This is a genomic window from Pseudoalteromonas sp. NZS11_1 (genome assembly GCF_015864275.1).
GTDB lineage: Bacteria > Pseudomonadota > Gammaproteobacteria > Enterobacterales > Alteromonadaceae > Pseudoalteromonas > Pseudoalteromonas arctica.
Genome location: NZ_JADYXK010000029.1, coordinates 1 through 18318, shown reverse-complemented (window position 1 = coordinate 18318; position 18318 = coordinate 1). Strand labels below are relative to the sequence as shown.

The 18318-nt window shown below is 39.3% G+C and carries 17 protein-coding genes and 1 tRNA gene; 9 read left to right on the top strand and 9 right to left on the bottom strand.

All coding sequences use genetic code 11. The features are described 5' to 3' along the window. Positions 1-16 precede the first annotated feature (16 nt). From I6F44_RS16685 to murB, 4 genes are all read right to left on the bottom strand, one after another. Positions 17-92, bottom strand: a tRNA-Thr gene (locus I6F44_RS16685). Between the two features lie 126 nt (positions 93-218). Further along, a complete protein-coding gene (locus tag I6F44_RS16680) occupies positions 219-929 on the bottom strand; it encodes a type III pantothenate kinase (RefSeq protein WP_182197737.1) in 711 nt (236 codons plus the stop codon). Beyond that, entirely contained in the window at positions 926-1918 is a 993-nt protein-coding gene (gene birA / locus I6F44_RS16675; RefSeq protein ID WP_197174222.1) for a bifunctional biotin--[acetyl-CoA-carboxylase] ligase/biotin operon repressor BirA, read from the bottom strand. Before birA ends, I6F44_RS16680 begins: the two co-directional genes overlap by 4 nt. Continuing rightward, entirely contained in the window at positions 1915-2925 is a 1011-nt protein-coding gene (murB, locus tag I6F44_RS16670) for a UDP-N-acetylmuramate dehydrogenase (protein ID WP_197174221.1), read from the bottom strand. Before murB ends, birA begins: the two co-directional genes overlap by 4 nt. 144 nt (positions 2926-3069) lie before the next feature. Between murB and I6F44_RS16665 the strand changes: the two genes are divergently transcribed. Beyond that, on the top strand, positions 3070-4911 hold the full coding sequence (locus tag I6F44_RS16665; RefSeq protein ID WP_197174220.1) for a M1 family metallopeptidase: 1842 nt from the start codon (positions 3070-3072) through the stop codon (positions 4909-4911). 59 nt (positions 4912-4970) lie between these two features. On the opposite strand, the gene I6F44_RS16660 is transcribed toward I6F44_RS16665, so the two are convergent. Then, positions 4971-5570, bottom strand: a complete 600-nt coding sequence (locus I6F44_RS16660; protein WP_121955040.1) for a DUF2057 domain-containing protein — start codon at positions 5568-5570, stop codon at positions 4971-4973. A gap of 92 nt (positions 5571-5662) precedes the next feature. Between I6F44_RS16660 and I6F44_RS16655 the strand changes: the two genes are divergently transcribed. The 3 genes from I6F44_RS16655 (at position 5663) to I6F44_RS16645 (ending at position 9231) form a co-directional block, all read left to right on the top strand. Next, positions 5663-6031, top strand: a complete 369-nt coding sequence (locus tag I6F44_RS16655; RefSeq protein ID WP_007579887.1) for a histidine triad nucleotide-binding protein — start codon at positions 5663-5665, stop codon at positions 6029-6031. A gap of 220 nt (positions 6032-6251) precedes the next feature. Continuing rightward, positions 6252-6908 (top strand): helix-turn-helix transcriptional regulator, encoded by a 657-nt coding sequence (locus I6F44_RS16650; RefSeq protein WP_004334929.1) that lies wholly within the window; start codon positions 6252-6254, stop codon positions 6906-6908. 166 nt (positions 6909-7074) lie between these two features. After that, on the top strand, positions 7075-9231 hold the full coding sequence (locus tag I6F44_RS16645) for a response regulator (protein WP_121955039.1): 2157 nt from the start codon (positions 7075-7077) through the stop codon (positions 9229-9231). Between the two features lie 30 nt (positions 9232-9261). Here I6F44_RS16645 and I6F44_RS16640 read toward each other — a convergent pair whose 3' ends face one another. From I6F44_RS16640 to I6F44_RS16630, 3 genes are all read right to left on the bottom strand, one after another. Beyond that, entirely contained in the window at positions 9262-10677 is a 1416-nt protein-coding gene (locus I6F44_RS16640; RefSeq protein WP_121955038.1) for a mannose-1-phosphate guanylyltransferase/mannose-6-phosphate isomerase, read from the bottom strand. A 75-nt stretch (positions 10678-10752) separates the two neighbouring features. Then, positions 10753-11526, bottom strand: coding sequence for an amidohydrolase (locus I6F44_RS16635; RefSeq protein ID WP_197174219.1), 774 nt, complete (start codon positions 11524-11526; stop codon positions 10753-10755). Next, positions 11514-12656 (bottom strand): methionine aminotransferase, encoded by a 1143-nt coding sequence (locus I6F44_RS16630; RefSeq protein ID WP_197174218.1) that lies wholly within the window; start codon positions 12654-12656, stop codon positions 11514-11516. Before I6F44_RS16630 ends, I6F44_RS16635 begins: the two co-directional genes overlap by 13 nt. 108 nt (positions 12657-12764) lie before the next feature. Here I6F44_RS16630 and I6F44_RS16625 point away from each other — a divergent pair, with 108 nt between their 5' ends. The 4 genes from I6F44_RS16625 to I6F44_RS16610 all read left to right on the top strand — a co-directional run bounded on the left by I6F44_RS16625 (position 12765) and on the right by I6F44_RS16610 (position 15810). Beyond that, a complete protein-coding gene (locus tag I6F44_RS16625) occupies positions 12765-13394 on the top strand; it encodes a methylthioribulose 1-phosphate dehydratase (protein WP_121955035.1) in 630 nt (209 codons plus the stop codon). Then, on the top strand, positions 13391-14077 hold the full coding sequence (gene mtnC / locus I6F44_RS16620) for an acireductone synthase (RefSeq protein WP_121955034.1): 687 nt from the start codon (positions 13391-13393) through the stop codon (positions 14075-14077). Before I6F44_RS16625 ends, mtnC begins: the two co-directional genes overlap by 4 nt. After that, positions 14074-14616: a 1,2-dihydroxy-3-keto-5-methylthiopentene dioxygenase gene (locus I6F44_RS16615; protein ID WP_121955033.1), complete on the top strand. Its 543-nt coding sequence runs from the start codon at positions 14074-14076 to the stop codon at positions 14614-14616. Before mtnC ends, I6F44_RS16615 begins: the two co-directional genes overlap by 4 nt. Before the next feature lie 129 nt (positions 14617-14745). After that, on the top strand, positions 14746-15810 hold the full coding sequence (locus tag I6F44_RS16610) for a RelA/SpoT domain-containing protein (protein WP_121955032.1): 1065 nt from the start codon (positions 14746-14748) through the stop codon (positions 15808-15810). Here the strand turns inward: I6F44_RS16610 and mtnA are convergent. After that, on the bottom strand, positions 15799-16827 hold the full coding sequence (mtnA, locus tag I6F44_RS16605; RefSeq protein ID WP_121955031.1) for an S-methyl-5-thioribose-1-phosphate isomerase: 1029 nt from the start codon (positions 16825-16827) through the stop codon (positions 15799-15801). The two genes, I6F44_RS16610 and mtnA, sit on opposite strands and share 12 nt — an antisense overlap. Positions 16828-16956: 129 nt before the next feature. Here mtnA and mtnK point away from each other — a divergent pair, with 129 nt between their 5' ends. Then, a complete protein-coding gene (gene mtnK / locus I6F44_RS16600; protein WP_197174217.1) occupies positions 16957-18174 on the top strand; it encodes an S-methyl-5-thioribose kinase in 1218 nt (405 codons plus the stop codon). Positions 18175-18318 lie beyond the last annotated feature (144 nt).

Below are 18318 nucleotides of genomic sequence, written 5' to 3'. Positions count from 1 at the left end.
TCCGGTAAAAGGAAAGTGGTGCCGACTAACCGAGTCGAACGGTTGACCTACTGATTACAAGTCAGTTGCTCTACCAGCTGAGCTAAGTCGGCACTGCTTTAGTACGGGGCGAGATATTAGAGTAAGGTTTATTGGGATGCAACAATAAAATTAAAAAAAGTGTAAATTTTTAGTTTAAATGCTCAATATTCACGCGAAAACACGTTTTTTGCACTTTTTTATACTGTTTCGGTTAATTCATACCAATAATTTAAGCCCTTCATTACTAACAATGAATCAAAAATACTTCCTGCAAATTGCTGTTGCAATAGCGAGCCATAGCCGCCAGCAAAAATAATTTGTGGTGCTTGTTCTGTTTTTTGAGCCGTTAAATTCAGCTTAGCTTGCTCAATTGCACCGATGGTTGCCACTAAAGCACCATTTTTTAAACCATTTGGCGTGTTTTTACCCAATTCATTAGTAAATGGTGTTTTACCGTCATCAAAAACACGTTGGGTGTTTTGTGTAAGCGATGAGGTCATTAAATCAAGCCCAGGTAAAATCCAGCCACCCAAATGTAGGCCTTCACTATCAAGCACGTCAATTGTGGTGGCAGTACCTGCATCAATAACAATACATGCTTTATGTGGGTATAATGTAAAGCCTGCAATAAGCGCAAGCCACCTATCGATACCTAAGTTACCTACGTGCTCGTAAGCGCATACAAGATCTCCAAGCGTTTTGGTTACTTTGGCTTCAAAGCAAGTAATATTATTGCTAGCCGCTTGCATTAGAATATCGTTTAATAAATCACTGCGCCCTACGCACGCATAAATCACTTCGGTTATTTGCAACCAAGGTAGGTTATTTATATCTGCTGGTTGTGCTTGCTCGTTACCCCACAGCACAGCTTTTAGTGATGTATTTCCTACGTCGATCAGTAATCTCATACTTGCGCCTTTCTGAGGGAGACTTCCCCACCGTAATAACTTTTTACTTCACCATCTTGGCGAATTCGTATTCCACCTTGTGGGTCAATACCTTCACATATTCCACGCCAGCTTCGGTGCCCTGTATTAAGCTCAACATAATCACCAGCAAATGCATTGAGTGAATTCCATTGCTCATACATATTTTGCAAACCTGTTTGACTATACTGCACTAAACGCTGCTCTAAATGATGAGTAAGCGATGCCACCAGCTGGTTTTTATCTAGCTGTTGGGTATGTTGATTTAAGTCGGTCCACGCTTGGTCTATATGTTGGCTAAAACTCTCAGGCATCTGTAAATTAATACCTATACCAATCACTAACTGACAAGGTCCTTGCGGTTGCCCATCTAATTCAACCAATACACCTGCAAGTTTTTGTTTATTTATATAAATATCGTTAGGCCATTTAAGCTCTACGTCAATTTGGTATAACGCTTTAATTGCATCATAAACAGCAAGGCCTACCGCAATTGATACACCCATTGCAGCTTGAAGCCCGTCATCTAAACGCCAAAAATAACTGTAATACAAATTAGCGCCAAATGGGGATTGCCAAACACGGCCGCGTCTGCCACGTCCTGCTTGCTGCATTTCAGCAACAATAACAGTGCCAGACTCAAGCGCTGTTTTGGCCTGTATACGGCGCATAAGCTCGCTGTTGGTCGAATCAATAATAGGGTGTACTTCTACATCGGCAGTATTTGCACCTAGCGCTCTGTAGTGCTGATCAATTTGTGTTTTATTTAAAAGGCCCACTTGGTTATTTAAGCAATAGCCTTTGCCAGTCACTTTAAAAATATCCAAGCCCATTTCTTGTAACGTTTTGATATGTTTACTCACCGCAGCTCGGCTAATTCCTAGCTTTTCACCCAAGGCTTGGCCAGATACAAAGCCCCCTTGGTTAAGTGCATTTAAAATAGCGAGTTTGTTTCCATCAGGTGCTTTCATTGCTCAGGCTCCGCGTTAATATGGCATTCGCTGCGCGCATCTATTAAACGTACCTCGTGTTCTAGCATAATGTTGTAACGTGTATAAACCACTTGCTGAATGTGTTTAATCATATTTATTAGGTCACCACCTTCACTATTTCCGTGATTAACAAGTACTAATGCTTGTTGTTGATGCACTTCTATACCGGCCTCGCGGTGCCCTTTTAAACCACTTTGATCGATTAGCCAACCTGCCGCGACCTTGTGATGACTTTGCCCATATTCGTAATGAGGTAAATCTGCAAATTGCTTTAATAGTTCAGCTAACTGCTGGTTGGTTATTATTGGGTTTTTAAAAAAGCTACCCGCATTGGCAAGTGTATATGGGTTAGGTAATTTGCTATTGCGCGTTTTTATAACCTGATCGAATACTGCTTGCGGGGTAATGCTTGAGAGCTGTTGCAGGGGGCCATAACTTAATACTGGTTGCCATTTTTTTGGGAGCGCTAAATGCACTTGCGTGATCACCGCTTTATTTTTGAGAGCATTTTTAAATATTGAGTCTCTGTAAGCAAATTCACATTGCTCGTTATTTAGTGAATGCATAGTTTTAGTGGTTATATCAAAGTACTCTACCAACTCAACAAATTTAGCTATCTCAACGCCATAAGCACCAATATTTTGTACCGGTGATGCGCCAACAGTGCCCGGTATAAGTGCTAGATTTTCAAGCCCGGGTATATTTTTCTCTAATAAATAACTGACTAGTTGATGCCAGTTTTCGCCTGCAGCAATACTTATTAGTGTGTCGCTCTCACGCTCGGTGATTTTAATACCTTTTAAGGCTATTTTTATAACCGTGCCCATGTAGTCATTTAAAAACACGGTATTACTGCCCTTGCCTAGCAAACAAAACGGTGCACTAAAACTTTGCGTTTTAAGTTGCTCAAGCTGAGTAATTTCAACAAAATTTTGGCATTGGCTGTTTAATGCGAATGTATGTAAGGAGTGTAATGAATGCGCCACAAAGCTCTCTAAAAAATACCGGTAACTAATCGCAATAGTTTACCTCATCGTCGCAAATGTGGCACTAGATTGTAAAAATCACTCAACCCACCGTGTCAATCGTGATATAAAACCAGCACTTTTTTATTTGTGTTCAGAGTAATGATGAAAATTAAACCTCTTTTTTTAAGCCTCGCTATGGCGGGTATGTGTTCGCAAGCAATGGCTAATGCGATTGACCAAAACTCGTATGCTAACCTTGATGATGTTGTTACTACTCACTTAAACCTTGATTTAGATGTCGACTTTGCCGACAAGCAGTTAGAAGGTTTTGTTGAGCATACTCTTCAGTGGAACAACAGCAAAAGTAGAACTCTCGTACTTGATACCCGCGACTTAGACATTGATAAAGTAATGTACAAAGACCAAAGTGGTAACTGGAAAAAGGCGACTTTTGATTTAGCTAAGCGAGATGACGTTAAAGGTTCAAAGCTTACTATTGTGTTTAAAAACCAAGCTGAAGTAGTTCGTATTTACTACAACAGTCGTCCAGAAGCATCTGGCCTGCAATGGTTAACACCAGAGCAAACGGCAAGTAAAACGCATCCATTTATGTACAGCCAATCGCAAGCAATTCATGCACGTAGTTGGATCCCAGTGCAAGATACACCCGCAATGCGTGTAACTTACTCTGCACGAATTCATACACCAAAAGATATACGTGCTGTAATGAGTGCCGACAACAAAGATGCGCTTTATAAAGATGGCGACTACATTTTTGATATGCCACAAGCAATTTCACCTTACCTAATTGCTATTGGCGCAGGTAACTTAGAATTTAAAGCAATGTCGCATCAAACAGGCATATTTGCTGAACCGACAATTTTAGATGCCTCAGTTGCTGAATTTGACGACACCCAAGCCATGATCGACAAAACAAACGCGATGTACGGCGAATATGCATGGGGTCGCTACGACTTATTAATGCTACCACCAAGTTTTCCGTTTGGTGGCATGGAAAACCCACGCTTATCATTTATTACTCCAACGGTTGTTGCTGGTGATAAAAGCTTAGTTAACCTTATTGCCCATGAGCTTGCTCATTCTTGGTCAGGTAACTTAGTAACTAACGCAACGTGGGAAGATTTATGGTTAAACGAAGGTTTTACCTCGTACGTTGAAAACCGCATTATGGAAGAAGTATTTGGTCGTGACCGTGCGGTTATGGAACAAGCACTTGATTCAGCGTCTTTACGCGCACAAATTAAAACAATTGATGCACCAGATACACGCCTTAATTTAAAACTTAATGGCCGCGACCCAGACGATGCGTTTAGCTCAGTGCCTTACACTAAAGGTCAGTTATTTTTAATCTATCTAGAAAACAAATATGGCCGCGATAAGTTTGACCCGTTCGTAAAAGCGTACTTTAAAGAGTTTTCATTTAAATCACTTACTACCGCGCAATTTGTTACTTACTTAAAAGCTAACTTAATTGAGAAGTACCCTGGTGTTGTAAGTATGGATAAAGTAAACGAATGGATTTTTGAGCCTGGCTTACCAAGTGATGCGCCAAACCCTACGTCTGATGCATTTGATAAAGTAGATGCTGCAACAGCAGCATGGTTGAAAGGCGACACAACAGCAGCTCAACTACCAACGACTGATTGGTCTGTGCATGAGTGGCTACACTTTTTAAATAACTTACCACGCGATTTAAGCATAGAGAAAATGAGCGAGCTTGATAGTGAATTTAACCTAACGCAATCAACTAACGCTGAACGTGCGTTTGCTTGGTTTATGCTAGCAGTAGGTAATGGTTATCAACCAATTTATCCTGCGCTTAATAAGCACTTATCAGGTATTGGCCGTCGTAAGTTAATTGTGCCGTTATATAAATCACTTATCACTAACGGTAAAAAAGACTGGGCACAAAGCGTGTACTTAAAAGCACGCCCTGGGTATCACCCTCTTGCGCAAGGTACTATTGACGCATTATTTGAATAAATAGCGTTAACTAGAAACTAAAAAGGGCCAAATTTGGCCCTTTTTGTTTTTCTGTTATTTTACTTTGTTACTTTTTCTAAAAAAGCTTTACGCTCTGCAGTTGTGGCTTGTTGCCACCAAAAATCAAGCATTTGCGGCGCACTTGGCATGCCTTTACCTGTAATTGGTGCTATCGGCTTTATTGGCTGACTAGGACGTGAAGGTCCTGCAGGCAATGTATTTTGCATTACCGGTTTATTGCTTGCTAGTTGCGTGTTAGAAATAACACTTAAAGGCTTAGCAACAGCGCTACTTTTTGCTTTTAAACTCACTTGAGGGGCTTCTGCAAACACTTTTGCAGATACTGCATTTTCAGCACGATTAAAAACTAAGGTATAATCTTTACCTGCTTCAACAGTTACACTTACCCAAAATGGTTCCGACTCCACAACTTCATGCGTGTCATAATCATCTTCATATAAATCGGTGTACTTTAGCCTAAGCTGATAAGTTCCGGGGGCAAGCTCTACATCATCAATACGACTAAACAAAGAGCTTTCTAGCATTTTATCGCCCACTTGCAGTGGTACAAATTCTTCTGGAAAGTGAATATTCTCAGCATTAGCCGAAAAACTAAGTAGTAATGCAACTGCACTACTTATTAAAATTGGTTTAAGCATATTAACTCCTTTATTTGATTTCAGTTTGACACTGCTTTGAAAGTTTGTCATTAGTGAGCTTAAAATTCACAACACTTAATTAGGAACACACTATGAGCCAAGAAACTATTTTTACCAAAATCATTAATCGTGAAATTCCAGCAGATATTATTTACGAAGATGAAAACACTCTCGCATTTAAAGATATAAACCCACAAGCGCCATTTCATGTGTTAATTATCCCAAAAAAAGCAATTGCTACTATAAATGATATAAATCCTGAAAACTCACATTTAGTAGGCAACTTATACGTAGTTGCAGCTAAATTAGCTAAGCAACATAATTTTGCTGAAGACGGATACCGCGTAGTTATGAACTGTAACGAACATGGTGGGCAAACTGTTTATCACATACATTTACACATGCTTGGCGGTAAAGAAATGGGCTGGCCACCTTATCAAAATGTAAAAAAAGTAAAATAATTAAAAGTTTTTATTAAATTGTTCCACTCAATTAATTAGTTACAAATGTTATGATTTTTCATAGTTATAAAGAATAAATAGTTACTTATTTGCAACATTTTGTGTTTAAATAATCGTAATATCGTATTTGTTATTGAGTACATCAGCGATTTTCTAATACAAAAGGTGTGGAAGTCGTGGTAAACTTAGTCAGTCAGCTTTATAAAAGAGTATAAAAAACATGAGCAGTTCAGCCTTTTTGTTATTAGATCAAGAGCCAATTAACACTATTGGTATTAACGTTTTAGAACCTTTGTTAAAAACGCAAGGTCTTGACGTAACCACAGGTACTAATATTTTAGACATACCTGAAGGGACTCGACTTTTGTTTATTGAAACATCAAGCAAGGATGCATGGGGAAAACTAAAAGAACAACTAGTAAACCTACGTATTAAATGCGATATCATATTATTTAATCTAGACGAAAACCCTGAGCTTGCTAATCGTGCATTGTTGAGCGGTATTCGTGGCGTATTTTACACAACAGATAACGCCGATGTATTAATGAAAGGTATTCGCTTACTACTTGAAGATCAGCTTTGGTACCGTCGCGATATTATGTGTAATGCATTAAATCGTATGCTGCAATTTAATAAAGATGCGCTGCATAAACTAACCGAAGGGGATATTGAGCCTGTTAAACTTACTAAGCGAGAAAAAGCAATAATCTCACTAATGAGTAAAGGTTCGAAGAATAAAGAAATCGCAGAAGATTTAAGTATCAGTCCACACACAGTTAAAACACATTTATATAGCGCATTTAGAAAAACTAAATGTCGTAACCGTATTGAGCTCCTATCTTGGGCACAACAAAATATCCCTGATGAAATTCGTTAATCATATATTTAGTTTAAAATTAAAAACAGACACTTAGGTGTCTGTTTTTGTATGTGCTATATACTTATCTAATAACAATTAGCTTAATTAAGTAATCTGTTTTGATAATTGGTATAAGTGTATACTTTTGATAATCTTAGTTTAAAACTACTTTGCTGGAATATTAATGCTCGACTCTTTCACTCTTTATTTTGCCAGCATCGCCATCATGGTCGTAATGACCTTACTTAACTTTTTGACATGGCGAACAAACAAACAAATATCGGGCACGCTGCTATACATTTTTTATCCCATATTGCTATTAGGCTCTGTTATTGGCTTTACTCTTGTTGGTGATACACATAATTTAGTAATTATTAGCGCTGCCAGTAGCATGATGTTTGCCGCATCAATAGTGCACTGCCTTTCACTTAGTCAGTTTTTAAATTATCGCGGTATTGGTTTTAAATTACTCTGCTCAGTGACCGCTTTTTGCACTGTAATGCTTGGCTATTACACCTTTTTTGACCCATCTTTACACGAAAGAGTGATTGCATCCGATATACAACACATAGCAGAAGCCGGTTTTTTACTGTTTATATTTATTAAGTGTGCACGCAAACCCTATCCTAATGGCAGTATTGTATACATAACCATTTTAACGCTTGTTGCTTTAAGCTTTATTGGCCGCTCGTTATTTATGGATAACATTGAACAAAAAAATCTTTTAGTAAACGGCTGGTTTAGCTCTTTGCTATTTTTAAATGGCGTAATTGCACCTATGTTTTATGCTGCAGGTATGGCGTTATTATGTAATGAGCGCAGAGAGCAGCACCTCAATAAATTAGCCGATAAAGCACAAAAAGATTTAGAAATACGCGGGCTCTTTTTATCAACTATAAGCCACGAAATTCGCACCCCGCTAAACGGTATTTTAGGCAGCGCCCAACTTGTTATGAACCAAACAAGTGATACTCGCAATAAAGCCTATTGCGAGGCGATTATAAATTCTGCCGAATCACTTAACTTATTGGTAGATAAGGTCCTTGATTACGCGAGCCTAGATCAAAGTGACGAAGCGCTTTATGAAGAAGATGTAGAGTTTAAAACATGGCTTAATAATTTATGCTTATTACTCAGTCCTCTCGCGGAGCAAAAGCAACTCAAGTTTGAACTAATATGTAATATTCCTGAGCAAGCCTGTTATTACTGCGACCAGCAAAAACTTAGGCAAATAATTATTAATTTAGTAGGTAATGCCATTAAGTTTACAGACCACGGAACCGTTAAAATTCAGGTTGATTTAGTATTAGAAAAGCAACTTGAGCACACTATAAAAATTAGTGTAAAAGATTCAGGGCCAGGTATAGAAAATGATGAGATAGCCTACTTAACAGAACCTTATGTACAAAGTAGTGCAGGAAAAGAGAAAGGCGGAACCGGCCTTGGTTTAGCTATTACCAGTCGCCTGCTTGAAAAGCTCAGTAGCCGACTCGAAATAGCCAGCCAGCTTGGTACTGGTAGTGTATTTAGCTTTACCGTTACTTTTACTTTAGGTGAATTAAGCCTTGTAGAGCAGCGCCATCAAACTAAAGATTACTTAACAGGTCTTGATGTACTACTGGTTGAAGATTTAGATTTAAATCAAAAAATTGCTATAGAATTTATGGCCGACGATGAGCACAAAATTAAGCTCGCAAAAGATGGGAAAAGCGCCATAGAGCTCATGCAAGCTCACCACTTCGATGTTGTTTTGCTTGATATGAACCTACCTGATTTAACAGGCCAAGAAGTACTTAAACGGCTAAAACGCATTGATCATAAAAACCAACGAACGCCAGTACTCGCATTTACTGCAAGCCTTAGCCCTGACGAAGTAAAAGAGTATTTAGAATTAGGTATAAAAGACATTGTAGGTAAACCTATTAAGCACGAGAAGCTTCGCCAAGCACTTAGCGACTCTCAATCTAATCAAACTGCGAGTATTGCAGTAGAGCTTATTGATACCTTGTATGACAAAACAGCGGCCGAAACACTCACCAGCTCGTTTAGTGAAGATGAAGTGTCGTCGATTTATAATGAGTTTGTGCTTTCGGCGCGTAACAAGCTAATTCGCTGTCAAAAGCTTATTGATCAACAACCAGAGCAATGCATTAAGCTTTTACATCGACAAGCAAGCACTGCTCTGCAACTTGGCTTTAATCGCTATGGTATTGAGCTTAAAAAAATAGAGCGCCGTTTACTCGATAAAAAACCACACAACGATCTGCTTGATGAAGCGTTAGATCTGTGGCAACGAAGCTTAGAGCAATATTTAAAGTTTGTGCGTGGGCAGTTAGAGTAATAGTGAATTAGCTTTAAAAACAGCTAATTATTAGCCTCTTCCATATTTATCATCAAATCGCTCTATGTCGCTTTCATCAAGTACAGCACCGGTTTGCACTTCAATGACTATTAACGGCTCTTTTTGATTATTAGCCAAGTTATGAATTTGTTTTGCGGCGATATAACACGATTGGTCATGCGTTAGCGTATACGCCTGCTCATCAATGCATACATCTGCAATGCCCGAAACCACAACCCAATGTTCAGCGCGATGCTGATGGCGCTGCGTCGAAAGCTTAGCACCGCTGTTAACAGTAATTTTTTTAACTTTAAAGCCAGTACCCTCAACCAAAGTACGGTAATTCCCCCACGGGCGAAAAACCACTTGATGATGATTAAGTTTATCGGCCTGTTTTGTCGCAATTTGCTTGAGCAACAAAGGCAGAGAATCCAGCTCATTTTGATTTGCGATTAACGTGGCATCATGAGTATGAATAATCGCTAAATTACTCACCCCAAGCGTGGCTATTGTATGCTCAGCCTCGTTAATAACTAAGTTATTAGTGCTTTTTTGAGCCATATAATTAGTATTTAAACTATTACCGTTTTCATCTTTTTTTGTAAGCGCATCAAGGGATGAAAAACTGCCTACATCACTCCATTTTAAATCAACAGGCATAACAACTACGTTATCGCTTCGCTCTAAAATAGCGTAATCTATTGAATCGCTTGGGCAGTGCTCAAGCGCACTGTTGCTTGGACGGGTAAACTCTAAATCTTTAGTAAATTGTGCCGCTGCAGCGACACTCATTGCTATTTTTGGCGCAAACCGCTCGAGCTCTTTTAAATAAGCCGCAGGGGTAAATAAAAACATTCCGCTATTCCAGCTATAACCCCCTTGAGCTAAATAACGGTTCGCTGTATCTAAGTCAGGCTTTTCTTTAAATTGTGCAACATCGTAACAACCTGTTCCAGCAATAGCCGCGCCTTGTTTTATGTAGCCATAACCAGTATGCGGCTCTGTAGGTGTAATCGAAAACGTCACTAACTTACCTTGCTCGGCAAGTTTTACGGCTTCTGGGAGCTTAGCCGTTAATACATCAAAGTTTTCAATATGATGATCGGCAGGCATCACTAGTAGCGGACCAGTAACACCATTTTGTAGTGCGTAGTGCGCCGCTAATCCGATAGCAGGCGCGGTATTTTTACCGTTAGGCTCAAGTAATAATGCACTAGGGGCTAAGCTTGCAACTTGCTCGGCGGCAATAAATCGGTGCTGTTCGTTACACACTAAAATAGCATTATCGTACAACCCATCAGAAACACGCGCCAACGTACTTTGTAGCAATGACGTGTTTTCATTTAGTAGTGGTAAAAATTGTTTAGGCATTGCTTGGCGAGAAAGCGGCCACAAGCGAGAGCCTATGCCACCTGCTAAAATTACAGGAGTGATTAAAGTGTTCATTACGAAATTTGCCGCCAACAAAAAATATCAGCGGCCATTTTAACACTTTATTGGCTCTGCGCTAAATTAACGTGTTTATATTAATGTAAAAGAGTCTGCATCTAAATAGGCAGGAAACGCCGCTTTAAACTCATCCAGTGGTGCTTTTTCAAGTGTTATAGTAACTAGTTGTTCGGTGTCATCTTGCGCTTTAGTCAAGGCATCGCCTTTAAAGTCGTATACCGCTGTACCACCATTGTGCGCGGCACCATTACCATCATCCCCTACGCGATTAACGCCTACTACGTAACACAGGTTTTCCATGGCACGTGCCATAAGTAACGTATCCCAAATATGGCGGCGCACAGCAGGCCAATTTGCTACGTTTATCATTACATCGTAGTCGTTATTATTACGTTGAAATACCGGAAAGCGCAGGTCGTAACATACCTGCGGTAATAGTTTAAAACCGTTGATTTCAAAAACTTTGCGCTCTTGCCCTGCTACAACGTAGTCGCCCTCACTGCCTAAGCGAAATAAATGGCGCTTATCGTAATAACTCACCTCTCCATCGGGTTTTACCCAATAAAACCGATTTGCTTTTTTATCGCCTTGTGCAACAAGTACCGAACCCGCAATAACCGCATTATGTTTATGAGCCTGCGCTTTTAACCAAGTCAGTACTTTATCATTTTCGGGCTCTGCACAATCTAAATTAATAGCAAAGCCAGTCGAGAATGTTTCGGGCAGTAAAATAAGATCGGGCTGATGCGTAATTGCGTCAAGCTGTTTATTAAACATGGCTAAATTAGCGTCTTTATCAAGCCAATAAAGCGAGCTTTGCAATGCTGTAATGGTTAAAGTTGACATAATATTTGCGCAGCCTCTATGAGAGTGTTGTCGTTTTTAGCAAAGCATAAACGAATTACCTTATCGGTCGGTGGTTTTTGATAAAATACACTTAACGGAATAGCCGCAACACCTGCTTGCTCAACTAACCAATGGCAAAAATCAACATCGTTTAAATCCGATACATCGCTGTAATCTAACAATAAAAAGTAAGTGCCCTGGCTAGGTAAAATTTTAAAACGGCTGTTACTTAAATGACTCGCTAATAAGTCGCGTTTTTGCTGATAAAACCCGCTTAGCTCATCTATATGCTCGCCTTGCTGCTCTAGCATATCGGCAAGCGCATGCTGTGCAGGAGTAAAACTTGAAAACGTAACGTACTGATGAATTTTTCTAAATTCAACAGCTAAATCGGCAGGTGCAATACAGTAACCCATTTTCCAGCCCGTGCTGTGAAACGTTTTACCAAAACTCGATATAACAAAGCTTTTGGCAAATAATTCATCATCGCGTAATGCGCTTAAATGCGGTTGTTCATCAAACGTAATGTGCTCATATACCTCATCGCTTATTACATACAAATTGTGAGTACCAACTAACTCTTTAAGCTCTTTTATATCTTGTGGCTGTAATATTTTACCGCTTGGGTTATGAGGCGTATTAATAATAATTGCACGGGTATTTTTAGTAATTGCTTGGCTTACTACTTGCCAATCAATAGTGTAATTTGGCGCACTTAAAGCAATGTGTACTGACTTTCCACCAGCGAGTTCAATTGCCGGTTGGTAAGAGTCATATGCAGGGTCAAATACAATCACTTCATCACTGGGGCGCACAATTGTTTGAATAGCCACAAACAATGCCTCTGTTGCACCCGAGGTGACAGTCACTTGATCAGCCGTGTTTATATCAGTTGCATATTTGCGCTTTGCTAAATCAGCAATTTGTTGCTGTAATCGTGGTAGACCACTTGAAGGTGAATATTGATTAACGCCCTGCTGCACATAATAATTTAACTGCGTTTTTAAAAGATCAGGAGCATCAAACTCAGGAAAGCCTTGAGAGAGATTAATTGCCGAAAACTCATTAGCCAACCCGCTCATTTGGCTAAATATACTAACGCCTAAATTTGGTAATTTACTTTCAAACACGTGATGCCCTTAATGATGGTTTTGCGCTTACAGCGATGCTATCATTGCTTGAAACAGAAGTATAGCCGTCTAAAAACAATTAACTTTACGCTCATTAGTGAGGAATGTATGCAAAACAATACCGCTATTTCACAACTTATTGAAGCCGGAAAATGGGTTAGCCAAAAAGGCTGGGTACCCGCAACAGGTGGAAATTTTTCAGCTCGTACTAGCACTGGCTTTGTTGTTACGGCAAGTGGGCACGATAAAGGCTTACTTACGCAAGAGCATTTTTTGCAATTAGATCACCGAGGCGAGCGCCTAGCTGGAGCTGTAAAGCCATCGGCAGAAACACAATTACACCTAAGTTTGTATCAGCTTATACCTAATGCACAGTGTGTTTTGCATACTCACTCTGTAGCCGCCACCGTACTGTCGCAAATTACCCAAAGGCATCAGCTTGATTTAACAGGCTATGAAATGCAAAAAGCACTGAGCGGCTTTACTTCGCATTTAGAAACGCTGAGCATTCCTATTTTCGATAACGATCAAGATATTGACCGATTAAGCCTGCTGGTCAGTGACCATCATTTACATACGCCGATAGAGCACGGCGTACTGATACGTGGTCATGGCTTATATGCAGTAGGGCGCAATATTGATGAAGTTCGCCGCCACCTAGAAGCCTTAGAATTTTTATTTAGCTGCGAACTAGAGCGCCTAAAAATAATAGGTATTCAAGCGGGAGTAACTAAATGATTAAAGCTATTTTAACCGATATTGAAGGCACAATAACCCGCATCTCATTTGTTAAAGAGGTGTTGTTTCCTTACGCGGCAAAACAATTACCGACCTTTGTACGTGCCAATGCTAATAAGCCTAATGTAGCCGAGCAAATTAGTGCCGTAAAAGCGCTTATCGAAAAGCCAAACGCCGATATAGAAGAAGTCATTAGCACTTTACTTACCTGGATTGATGAAGATAAAAAAATCACTCCACTTAAGCAGTTACAAGGCTTAATTTGGCAAACAGGGTATGAACACGGTGATTTTAAAGGTCATTTATACCCAGATGCATTTGATTTTTTACAAGCTCAACACAACAACGATATTACTTTATATGTGTACTCGTCAGGGTCGGTAAAAGCGCAGCAGCTACTTTTTAAATACAGTGATTATGGCGACATTCGCAGCTTATTTACTGACTTTTTTGACACCAAAGTTGGCGCAAAACAAGAGCAAATAGCCTATAACACTATTGTTGATCTGTTACCGTTTAAAGCAGCAGAAATACTCTTTCTAAGTGATGTAACCGGCGAGCTTGATGCCGCGCAAGCTGCGGGCATAAAAACATTACATTTAATTCGTGATGGGCAAGCAAGCACTAAAGCACACCCTTACATTAATGACTTTAGCCAATTTAAATTGGAGCAATTAGTATGAGCCAATTAACGGTGTATGCCGACAACAATGCAAACAAAGCACTTGTAAGCACATCAAATGCTGATGATATTGTAAATCAACTAGCTAAAGTAAACGTACGCTTTGAACAGTGGCAAGCAAATGCAGATATTAATGAGCACACCACCCATGAGCAAATTATTAGTGCGTACAAAAACGATATAGATCGATTAAAAATCGAAAATGGCTATCAAACAGTAGACGTTATATCTCTAGCTAAAGGCAACCCTGCCGCATCAGAGCTGCGCAAAAAGTTTTTATTTGAACATACTCATAGTGAAGACGAAGTGCGTTTTTTTGTAAAAGGCCAAGGGCTATTTTGCCTGCATTTAGGCAATAAGGTTTATCAGGTACTTTGCCAACAAGGCGATTTAATTTCAGTGCCTGAACTTACCCCGCATTGGTTTGATATGGGAAGCGACCCTGAATTTACTGCCATTCGCTTATTTAACAATACAGAGGGCTGGGTAGCAAAAAGTACTGACTCGTCTATTGCAGAGCAATTTCCCTTACTCGATTAATAAAGCTCAGTGCACGCATGCCTAAACTATATTTTCTATAAGCGTATTTATGCTATTTGCAGGATGACTTCAATCACTTAACTCTGTAATATTATTTTAGCAATGCAGCTGATAAAGAGTAACTTTCTAATGGTGAACGAACAATATCAAAAGTCTAAACAACAACTAGCCTACTCACGTAAGCAAGTTGAAAAGGCTGGTCGTATTTTTCGTAAAAATGAAGGTGATTTTGACTTTGCAATAGAGGTTGTACAAAACTATCGTGCAGCACATTTATATCCGCTGACTATTATTAAAAACCTCGTATGGAAACATGTAAAAAAGCTTTATTTGCTAGAATCGGCGACCATAGTTAGACGCTTAAAGCGCTTGCCAACTATTATAGATAAGTTACAAAGAGCCTCGTTGGATGGTAAAAGTGAAAACGCAATAAATCTGAAGCGAATGCACGATATAGGTGGCTGCCGAGTAATCTTAGATAATCTAGAGCATCTATATCAACTCAACGCCAGTTTAGATTCGAGTAGAGCAGTTCATAGCGTTAAATCATATGATTATATTGAAAACCCAAAAGCGACAGGCTATAGAGGTATTCATCGTGTTTATAAAAGTTATAACAATTTAAAATCTCACGATTATAAAGGCTTTCAAATTGAAGTTCAGTTACGCACTAGGCTTCAGCACCTTTGGGCTACTACTGTTGAAATTGTAGATATTATTGAAAAAGAAACACTAAAAACCAATCCCCAAGCAGCCGACACAGATTGGAAGCGATTATTTTTTATCATGGGTGAGTTTCTTGCAGTCAAAGATGGTTCAAATCAATTAAGTTCACAACAATCGCAGGCCTTTGTTGATGAGCTTTCGGCACTAAATAAAAAGCTAGCCGCATTTCATAAGCTTGATGCATTTAATCGCGCATTCCAAGTTGACGAAATTAAAAATAAATCGAAAGATACGGGCTTTGCTTTACTCGTTCACAACACTGAAACACAAATGGGTCGAGTCTTTTTATATGCAGAGAATAAAAAGCAAGAAGCTCTAACACATTACGCCGAACAAGAAAAACAAACTCACAATAACGTGCTTCTGGTAGCGGGGAGCGACTTGAAATCAATAGAAAAAGCCTACCCCAACTACCTAAATAGTACCTCTGAGTTTCTTTCAGAATTCAGTCGCATATTATTGAGTTAGCTCTTTAAGTTTACCCATTAATACTTGTTGCTGGTTATACACACCCGTGTCTAACACCCACCCTGTGACCAGTTTTGCCGGCGTTATATCAAATGCAGGGTTATACACATTAGCATTAGTGGGCGCCCATAAAGCCTCACCAAAGCTACCGCTAACTCCGCGCACTTCTTGAGGATTACGTTGCTCTATTTCTATATCATTACCGCACGCGGTGTTGGTATCAAGCGTGGTAATAGGCGCAACTACATAAAATGGAATGTTATGGAAATACGCAAGTACGGCTAAATTATAGGTGCCCACTTTATTGGCAAAATCACCATTGGCAGCAATACGATCAGCCCCTACCACTATTTTATCCACCTTACCTGCAGCCATTAAACTCGCCGCCATATTATCGCAAATTAGAGTGTAAGGTATTTTCCAGCGCTCAAGCTCAAAGGCAGTTAAGCGACCGCCTTGTAATAATGGTCGTGTTTCATCAACCCACACATGTACGTTGCCATATTTTTGCTGCGCTTTGTAAATAACACCTAGTGCAGTACCAATACCAGCGGTTGCAAGCGCCCCTGTATTACAATGGGTTAATATGTTGTCGCCACTATTTATAAGTTCGGCGCCACGGCTTGCCATTCGCTCACACAGCTCAATATCTTCAATAAACAACCGCTCAGCTGTGGTAACAATACCGGCAACATAATCGCTTTGCGTTAAAGCTTTACGCAATGCAGCCATACAATGCATTAAATTAACCGCCGTTGGGCGAGTGGCTTCTAGCTCATTGATTGCTTTTTCAAGCTCACCTTTAACTACCCCTTGCTCAGCTAAATACGCCACTAACAAGCTCGCGCTTAAACCAATAAGTGGAGCTCCACGTACTTTTAAACTAATGATCAGCTCTTTCATGGTTTCTACATCATGGCATTGATGCCATACCTGCTGGTGAGGTAGTAAATATTGGTCGAGCACACTAAGCGACCCGTTTTCATATTTTAAACTGCTTGCGATTAAATTTTGCATAATGCTTAAGGTATTAAAAATGCGTAACGTTATTTTACACCACTTTGAATAACTCTCAAGTTAGACTTGTAGACATCTAAACATTTAAAGGTATAGAATGCTTAAAAGCTGATTTTTGAGATTTAAACCATGACTAACTATGTTGCTTTTAATGCACAGCGCGCTATCGATTATGTATCGACATTAATTGAATCTAAACAATGTAATTTTTTTGCTCCCGGACAAGCCTTATCGGCATATGAGTTTGGTGATGGCAATCTTAATTTAGTATTTAGAATTACTGATGAGCAAAACAATAGTGTTATTTTAAAGCAAGCTCTGCCTTATGCGCGTTGCGTGGGTGAGTCGTGGCCATTAACGCTTGATAGAGCTCGTATAGAAGCACAAGTTTTGCTTAATCATGGCGCTATTTGCCCAACTTATACTGCTAGGGTTTTACATTATAGTGAAATGCAAGCACTGACTATTTTAGAAGATTTAGGTAATTTACAAATACTGCGAACTGCACAAAATAATGCTGAGCAATTTCCTAAATTAGCGCAGCACGTAGCGACCTACTTAAGCCATACTGGTTTTTATAATTCAGATTTTTATTTAACCGCACAAACTAAAAAAGCGCTCGTTAGCCAATTTACTAACCCTGAGCTTTGCCAAATCACTGAAGACTTATTTTTTAGCGATCCGTACATTGAGCACGAACGCAATAACTACCCAAAGCAACTACAAAGCGAAGTTGATGCAATACACAAAAACAGCGCATTAAAGTTAGAAATAGCAAAACTAAAAGCTAATTTTTTATCTAACCCGCAAACATTACTTCATGGTGATATGCATAGCGGCAGTATTTTTGTTGATTGTAATAATACAAAGATGATTGACCCTGAGTTTGGCTTTTTTGGTCCTATTGGGTTCGATATTGGCTCTTTTATTGGCAATTTACTTTTAAATTACTGCGCACAATACGGGCATATTGAAGATTTTGTAGCTCGTCGTAATTACCAAACCCACTTATTAAGCACCCTTGTTGAATGCTATACCTTATTTGAACAGCATTGGCTTACGCTTATAAATGAGCACACTACTGAAGGTGCGCTAAAGGTTACAGGCTACAGTGAATACTTTATAAAAGGCGTATTACAAGACGCCATTGGTTACTGTGGTGCTGAGTTAATTAGGCGCACCATAGGACTAGCACATGTAACCGATATAGATAGTATTGGTGATGATAAGGCGCGTCTTATAGTGCAAAAACAAACATTAGCACTAGGCGAGCAACTTATTTTGAATGCCCAAACATGCAACAACAAAGAAGCATTTTTTAGTTTATTAATAAGCCAATTAAATTAAAAAACATTAAAAAAGGCGCTTTAAGCTGTCTCTTATACACAAATCCCTGCTAAGAAATTAGCGGGGATTTTTTTGAACTAAATCTCAATGTCATGATCAGATCTTCAAATCTTGTTTGAGGGCACATTATGATTAACGAACATA

Bases quoted from the DNA above. Each gene is read 5' to 3' on its own strand.
- I6F44_RS16680 (WP_182197737.1), bottom strand. From the start codon at position 929: ATGAGATTACTGATCGACGTAGGAAATACATCACTAAAAGCTGTGCTG.
- birA (WP_197174222.1), bottom strand. From the start codon at position 1,918: ATGAAAGCACCTGATGGAAACAAACTCGCTATTTTAAATGCACTTAAC.
- I6F44_RS16665 (WP_197174220.1), top strand. From the start codon at position 3,070: ATGAAAATTAAACCTCTTTTTTTAAGCCTCGCTATGGCGGGTATGTGT.
- I6F44_RS16660 (WP_121955040.1), bottom strand. From the start codon at position 5,570: ATGCTTAAACCAATTTTAATAAGTAGTGCAGTTGCATTACTACTTAGT.
- I6F44_RS16655 (WP_007579887.1), top strand. From the start codon at position 5,663: ATGAGCCAAGAAACTATTTTTACCAAAATCATTAATCGTGAAATTCCA.
- I6F44_RS16650 (WP_004334929.1), top strand. From the start codon at position 6,252: ATGAGCAGTTCAGCCTTTTTGTTATTAGATCAAGAGCCAATTAACACT.
- I6F44_RS16645 (WP_121955039.1), top strand. From the start codon at position 7,075: ATGCTCGACTCTTTCACTCTTTATTTTGCCAGCATCGCCATCATGGTC.
- I6F44_RS16640 (WP_121955038.1), bottom strand. From the start codon at position 10,677: ATGAACACTTTAATCACTCCTGTAATTTTAGCAGGTGGCATAGGCTCT.
- I6F44_RS16635 (WP_197174219.1), bottom strand. From the start codon at position 11,526: ATGTCAACTTTAACCATTACAGCATTGCAAAGCTCGCTTTATTGGCTT.
- I6F44_RS16625 (WP_121955035.1), top strand. From the start codon at position 12,765: ATGCAAAACAATACCGCTATTTCACAACTTATTGAAGCCGGAAAATGG.
- mtnC (WP_121955034.1), top strand. From the start codon at position 13,391: ATGATTAAAGCTATTTTAACCGATATTGAAGGCACAATAACCCGCATC.
- I6F44_RS16615 (WP_121955033.1), top strand. From the start codon at position 14,074: ATGAGCCAATTAACGGTGTATGCCGACAACAATGCAAACAAAGCACTT.
- I6F44_RS16610 (WP_121955032.1), top strand. From the start codon at position 14,746: ATGGTGAACGAACAATATCAAAAGTCTAAACAACAACTAGCCTACTCA.
- mtnA (WP_121955031.1), bottom strand. From the start codon at position 16,827: ATGCAAAATTTAATCGCAAGCAGTTTAAAATATGAAAACGGGTCGCTT.
- mtnK (WP_197174217.1), top strand. From the start codon at position 16,957: ATGACTAACTATGTTGCTTTTAATGCACAGCGCGCTATCGATTATGTA.